The organism is Eudoraea sp., assembly GCF_049665975.1.
In the GTDB taxonomy this organism is placed as follows: domain Bacteria; phylum Bacteroidota; class Bacteroidia; order Flavobacteriales; family Flavobacteriaceae; genus Eudoraea.
In genome coordinates this window covers 1-6,713 of record NZ_JBATGR010000021.1, presented here as the reverse complement: position 1 = coordinate 6,713, position 6,713 = coordinate 1, and the positions used below count along the sequence as shown (strand labels likewise).

Genomic DNA, 6,713 nt, shown 5'->3' with positions numbered 1-6,713 from the left:
ACATACGCCAATGCAAGACCTAATATCTATATTCCGGAAAGTAAGATCCTTAAACTTACAGATGAGTTTGGAATTCCTACGTATATGAATTCCCTGGAACCCATGTGGGGTGCCGGGCAAGTGAAAGCGGTTCATGGTGTAGGGTACGAAAATCAAAGTTTATCTCACTTTACAGGATCTGATATTTATGCTAATACCGATTTGACAACTACCGGTTTTGATGGTCTCAATACAGGCTGGATGGGTCGTTATTTTGAAAATATATACCCGGATTACCTGGTAAATCCACCTGCAGCACCTGCAGCCATTCAAATTGGAAATTTTGGCAGTCTTGTGTTTCAGGGTGAAGAAACTAACTATGCCTTCGTTACTTCAAATATAGATCAGTTGGAAGAAATTGCAGAATCAGGAGTTCAGTACAGCCTGGATGACAGTTTGTTCAACAATTGTATGTACGGAGATCAGCTTAAGTTCTTAAGAGGAGTGGCTAACACTACTTATGAATACTCAGGCCTTATCCATGAAGCATATGAAAGAGGACAAAATCAGGTTCAATATCAGGACAACGGTTTTGCAAGACAATTAGCTCTTTTGGCAAGACTTATTAAGGGTAACTTAGGTACAAAAGTGTATATGATCTCAATGGGCGGTTTTGATACCCACGGAAATCAACCACTTGCCCATGAAAGATTGATGTCCAATTTGTCTATTGCTATCAATAACTTCTATGAAGATATTGCATTTACACAACAAGATGAAAAAGTATTGAGTATGACATTTTCAGAATTCGGAAGAAGAATATTTGAAAACGGTTCAAACGGTACAGACCACGGTAAGGCTGCACCAACCTTATTTTTCGGTTCGGGACTAAATGGAAGTGCCTTTGTAGGAGAACACCCATCCCTGGAAAGTCCTAATGGGCGTGGAAACCTTGAATATACAATGGACTTTAGGGACCTGTATGCCACGGTCCTCGCAGAATGGTTGTGCGTCCCAATACCTTTGGTAGAACAGCATTTACTGGATCACCCATATGCGCCGGTTGATCTTGGCTTTAATTGTAGTGGAGTAGAGTTTCCCCCTATTGTTTATAGTGATGAACCGCCAACACCACCAATGCCCGAAGATCCGGTTGCAGAAGATCCAACTCCTGAATTACTGGAAGCTATTGTTCACAAACCATTTTATCCCACAAAAAGCACACCGCATATCTATTTAGAAATGCCTTTTACTGCTCATGTTGATATTCAATTATATAATATCCTGGGACAAAATGTAGGAACTGTTTATAATCAGATTGTGTCGGAAGGTTCTACCGAAATCAACATAAGGGAAAGTTTACCTTCGCATTTGTCTACAGGCAAATACATATATAGAATACAAGTTTCAGACAAAAAAATGTCTAAATCGATAATGGTAGCATAGGTTACCCCTACTTTGCATAATTACCCCCGGGCACCGGAAATCTGTTATAAAAGGATCTGGTGTTCCGGGGGTTTTCTTTTTCCCGGGTACTTGGTGTTTGGTCTGAAATAATAGTTATTTTTGTGCCTTAATCCACTTTTAATGTCGGAACACCTGCATAAACCTGCCAGATATACAATCACAGCAGCTTTGCCTTATACAAACGGCCCTATTCATATTGGGCACCTGGCCGGAGTCTATGTCCCTGCAGATATCTATGCAAGATACCTCAGGTTAAATGGTAATGATGTGGCCTTTGTTTGCGGAAGCGATGAACATGGCGTGGCCATACCAATGAAGGCTAAAAAAGAAGGAGTTACACCCAAAGAAATTATAGACAAATACCATGGTATTATAAAAAAGTCGTTTGTAGATTTTGGAATATCTTTTGACAATTATTCACGTACCTCTGCCAAAATTCATCATAAAACAGCCGGTGATTTTTTTAAAACTTTATACAAACAAGGTGATTTCCTGGAGGAGGTAACAGCTCAACTTTACGATGAGGAAGCCCAGCAATTTCTTGCAGATCGATTTGTCATTGGAACTTGCCCTAAATGCGGTTACGAAGAGGCTTATGGAGATCAGTGTGAAAACTGCGGTTCTTCGCTTAATGCAACAGACCTTATAAACCCAAAATCGACAATTTCGGGTGCCGTACCAACCCTTAAAGAAACCAAACATTGGTTCCTGCCCTTAGACCAGTATGAAGATTTTTTAAAAGAATGGATCATAGTTGGTCATAAAAACGACTGGAAACCTAACGTTTATGGCCAATGTAAATCATGGATAGATGATGGGTTAAAACCAAGAGCCGTAACACGCGACCTGGATTGGGGAATCCCCGTTCCTGTTAAAGGAGGCGAAGGGAAAGTATTATACGTTTGGTTTGATGCGCCTATAGGGTATATTTCATCTACCAAAGAATGGGCCGCCAGAACAGGAAAAGACTGGGAATTATACTGGAAGGCAAAAGACACCAAACTGGTTCATTTTATCGGAAAAGACAATATCGTTTTTCATTGTATTATTTTTCCAAGCATGCTTAAGGCACATAAGGACTATATTTTACCTGAAAATGTTCCGGCCAATGAATTTCTTAACCTGGAGGGAAATAAATTATCTACTTCTAAGAACTGGGCGGTTTGGCTTCATGAGTATCTGGAAGAATTCCCTGATATGCAGGATGTTTTGCGCTATACACTTACTGCAAACGCACCGGAAACCAAGGATAATGATTTTACATGGAAAGATTTTCAGGCACGAAACAACAATGAACTGGTGGCCATTTTTGGCAATTTCATAAACAGGGTTGTGGTGCTTACCAACAAATACTTTGATGGAGTTGTCCCTGGGCCAAATCAATTTACACAAGTTGATAAAGATACTTTAGAGACTTTAAAATCATATCCCGGAATAATTTCAGACTCTATTGAACGCTATCGCTTTCGTGAGGCAAGTCAGGAATTAATGAACCTGGCCCGTCTGGGTAATAAATATCTGGCAGATGAAGAACCATGGAAGGTTATCAAGGAGGATAAAGACAGAGTACAGACCATAATGTATGTAGCACTTCAAATAGCTGCAGCTCTTGCCGTTCTGACTGAACCTTTTTTACCCTTTACCTCGGCAAAATTGAAAAGAATTTTGTCTATCGTGGAAAACACCTCTTCTCCGAATTCTGAGCTTGCAGAACTCTCCTGGCCTGATGTTACAAAAAAAGAAACCCTGCTGCCAGAAGGTCTCCAAATAGGTGAACCTGAATTGCTATTCCGAAAAGTAGAAGACCAGGAAATACAAGCACAACTAAGCAAACTGGAAGCCACAAAAAAAGTCAACGAATCTGAAAATAGAGCTGTTATGCCGCAAAAAGAGACCATAAATTTCGAAGATTTTACCAAAATGGACTTACGCGTGGGTACCATTTTAGAAGCTGAAAAGATGCCCAAAACTAAAAAACTCATGGTTCTTAAGGTAGATACAGGAATAGATACGCGGACAATCGTTTCTGGTATTGCCGAAAGTTTCAGTCCTGAAGAAATCATAGGAAGACAGGTAACCGTGCTGGTGAATCTTGCGCCCAGGGCACTCCGGGGAGTAGAAAGTGAAGGCATGATTTTAATGACTGAAAATAAAGAAGGGAAACTGATATTTCTTAACCCGAGCGAGGAAGGGGTTGCAAATGGGGAACCCATAAATTAGGACCATTCAATGATTGTCCGGTTGGGCGATACCCCTTGTTACTTCAATACATAATATATATTTCATGGAACTCGTCCCATTTATTGCCCGCTATACCAAACTGCCAGTAAAGAGCATCCAAAATACTATTGACTTACTTAATGAAGATTGTACGGTTCCCTTTATCTCCAGGTATAGAAAAGAACGAACCGGTAATCTGGATGAGGTTCAAATAGGTCATATTGTAACACATAAACTACAATATGAAATATTGGAGAAACGCAGAAGTACAATTCTAAAATCTCTTGAAGAATATAATGTTCTGACCAAGGAGTTGCAAACCAAAATTAGCGAGGCTACAACACTAGCCCTTTTGGAGGATTTATACCTCCCCTTCAGAAAGAAACGTAAAACCAAGGCTGAAGTAGCTAAAAATAATGGTTTGGAAGGCTTGGCCAAAATAATCATGGCGCAAAATACCGACAACCTTGATGCAATTGCCCCAAAATTCTTCAATAAAGCAGTGCAGAGTTCAGCCCAGGCACTCGAGGGCGCCAGACATATAATCGCTGAATGGATCAATGAGCGAAGCGATATCAGGAACCTGATACGTTTCCAACTGAATAGATATGCCCTGCTCTCCACCAAGCTGGTAAGTTCTAAAAAAAATGAAGAAAAAGCCCAGAAGTACAGGGACTATTTTGATTGGAGCGAACCCCTTTCCAAGTGTCCTTCCCATCGTTTATTGGCAATTCTGCGGGCAGAAAATGAGGGTTTTATTAGGACAAAACTGGAAATAGACCAGGATAGGGTGTTTTACCAAATTGAAGAAAAACTTGTTTTGCGCAACAATGCCTGTTCTTCGCAAATCAAAATAGCCATACAGGATGCCTTTAAACGTTTGCTATTTCCTTCCCTTTCTAATGAGACATTTAAGATTGCTAAGGAAAAAGCTGATGAGGCCGCCATCGCGGTATTTTCCAAAAACCTGAAACAACTATTACTTGGAGCACCCCTGGGCGAAAAACGAATAATGGCAATTGATCCCGGGTTTAGAACAGGCTGTAAGCTTGTTTGTTTAAATGAACGGGGTGACCTGGAACACAATGAGACTATCTATCCTAATGCTCCACAAAACGACCGTAAAGGGGCTATGAAAAAAATCAGTTCCCTGACAGATGCTCATAAAATAGAGGCCATTGCTATTGGCAACGGAACTGCTTCGCGAGAGACCGAACAACTTATTAAACATATTCAGTTTAGAAATCCTATAGAAGTTTATGTAGTAAGTGAAGCCGGGGCATCAATCTACTCGGCTTCCAAAATAGCGCGTGACGAATTTCCCAATTATGATGTAACCGTTCGTGGTGCGATTTCCATCGGCAGGAGATTGGCAGATCCCCTTGCAGAATTGGTTAAACTTGACCCAAAATCGATAGGAGTTGGACAATATCAGCACGATGTGGATCAAGAAAGCTTAAAAAGATCATTGGATACTGTAGTGGAAAGCTGCGTGAATTTTGTTGGTGTAAATATCAATACTGCCAGTGTTCCCCTATTAACCCATGTTTCAGGTTTGGGCCCAAAATTAGCCGAAAACATTGTGAATTACAGAAACCAAAATGGAGCCTTTTCCAATAGGGAGGAAATAAAAAAAGTGCCAAGATTAGGTAGTAAGGCATTTGAACAAGGAGCTGCTTTCTTACGTATAAAAGGGGGTAACAATCCTCTGGACGATTCTGCTGTGCACCCGGAGAGCTATAGTATTGTTCAAAAAATGGTCAAGGACAATCAAATGGCAATAACAGAGCTCATTGGCAACAAAGAAGTTCTTCAAAAAATAGATCTCAAGGCCTATTGCACTGATAATGTGGGCCTGCCCACCTTGAAGGATATCATCGGGGAGCTCGAAAAACCAGGCCTGGACCTTAGGGAAAAAGCAAAAGTCTTTACCTTTAATCAAAATATCAGGAGCATCACGGATATAAGAGAAGGACAATTATTGCCGGGTATAGTGAACAATATTACCAATTTTGGCTGTTTTGTGGATCTTGGGATTAAAGAAAGTGGCCTAATCCATATTTCACAGCTTTCCGATACTTTCGTTAAAGATGTAAACGAACATGTAACTCTTCACCAACAAGTTGTAGTAAAGGTATTGGAGGTAGATATTGATCGAAAACGCATCCAACTTGCTTTATATAAGTAGCATATATATTTCTGAATATTGGAAATGGATGATATAATCCTATCATTCGCCTTTCAACTTATTTTGTATTTTAACAACGTAAACTAAACATCCAATTCATGAATATAGAATTAAGGCAGATTCTGCGCAGTGCTGTGATTGCCTTATTTGCAATTTTTTCTCTTTGCCTTAGCAGCTGTGCTGAAAAAAAAGAAGATAAAAAAATTGAGGCCAAAACCCTCAAAGCAACTCCTAAATTAAAAATTATTTTTGATTCAGACGCCAATAACGAGTTAGACGACCAGCACGCTCTTGCCTATTTACTATTTAACGGGGATAGCTTTGAAGTAGAGTCGGTAACCGTAAATGCCACCTACAACGGCGGTGACATACAGGGACATTATGATGAAGCTTTACGCGTAATGAAACTGTGCAATTTAAACAATGAAATTCCTTTGTTAAAAGGAGCGAATGGTAATTTTAGTGACATTAGCAATGTGTGGAATCCGGAGGAATATGACGGCCAGAAAGGGGTAGATCACATCCTGGAGGCAACTAAAAAAGATTCCCTGGTTATAATTGCAGTGGGTAAATTAACAAACATTGCATTGGCCTTAAAAAAGGATCCTTCTTTTGCGGAACGAACCAAAATAGTATGGCTGGGATCTAACTATCCGGAGCCTGGGGAATACAACCAGGACAATGACACCATAGCCATGAATTATGTATTAAATAGCAACATCCCCTTTGAAATGGTTACCGTACGCTATGGCAAACCTTCCGGTACCGATGCTGTTAAAGTAACGAAGGAAGAAATAAACAGGAAAATGCCCGGTCTTGGACCTACTTCAATAGAACCGGTTACAGGCAGGCATGGAGG

At 40.3% G+C, this 6,713-nt stretch carries 4 protein-coding genes; all 4 read left to right on the top strand.

Annotated features, from left to right (window positions below):
• Positions 1-1,425, top strand: a 1,425-nt coding sequence (locus tag WBN20_RS00740) for a DUF1501 domain-containing protein (protein ID WP_424280356.1), incomplete at its 5' end; no start/stop codon positions are given.
• Positions 1,426-1,566: 141 nt separating this feature from the next.
• Entirely contained in the window at positions 1,567-3,666 is a 2,100-nt protein-coding gene (gene metG, locus WBN20_RS00735) for a methionine--tRNA ligase (RefSeq protein WP_424280355.1), read from the top strand.
• Positions 3,667-3,730: 64 nt separating this feature from the next.
• The gene (locus WBN20_RS00730) at positions 3,731-5,854 is read left to right on the top strand and encodes a Tex family protein (RefSeq protein WP_424280354.1); all 2,124 of its coding nucleotides are present in this window, start codon (positions 3,731-3,733) and stop codon (positions 5,852-5,854) included.
• A gap of 98 nt (positions 5,855-5,952) precedes the next feature.
• Positions 5,953-6,713: nucleoside hydrolase (locus WBN20_RS00725; RefSeq protein WP_424280353.1), on the top strand; the 761-nt coding region annotated here is incomplete at its 3' end.

Coding starts and splice junctions, on each gene's coding strand:
- metG (WP_424280355.1), top strand. CDS start 1,567: ATGTCGGAACACCTGCATAAACCTGCCAGATATACAATCACAGCAGCT.
- WBN20_RS00730 (WP_424280354.1), top strand. CDS start 3,731: ATGGAACTCGTCCCATTTATTGCCCGCTATACCAAACTGCCAGTAAAG.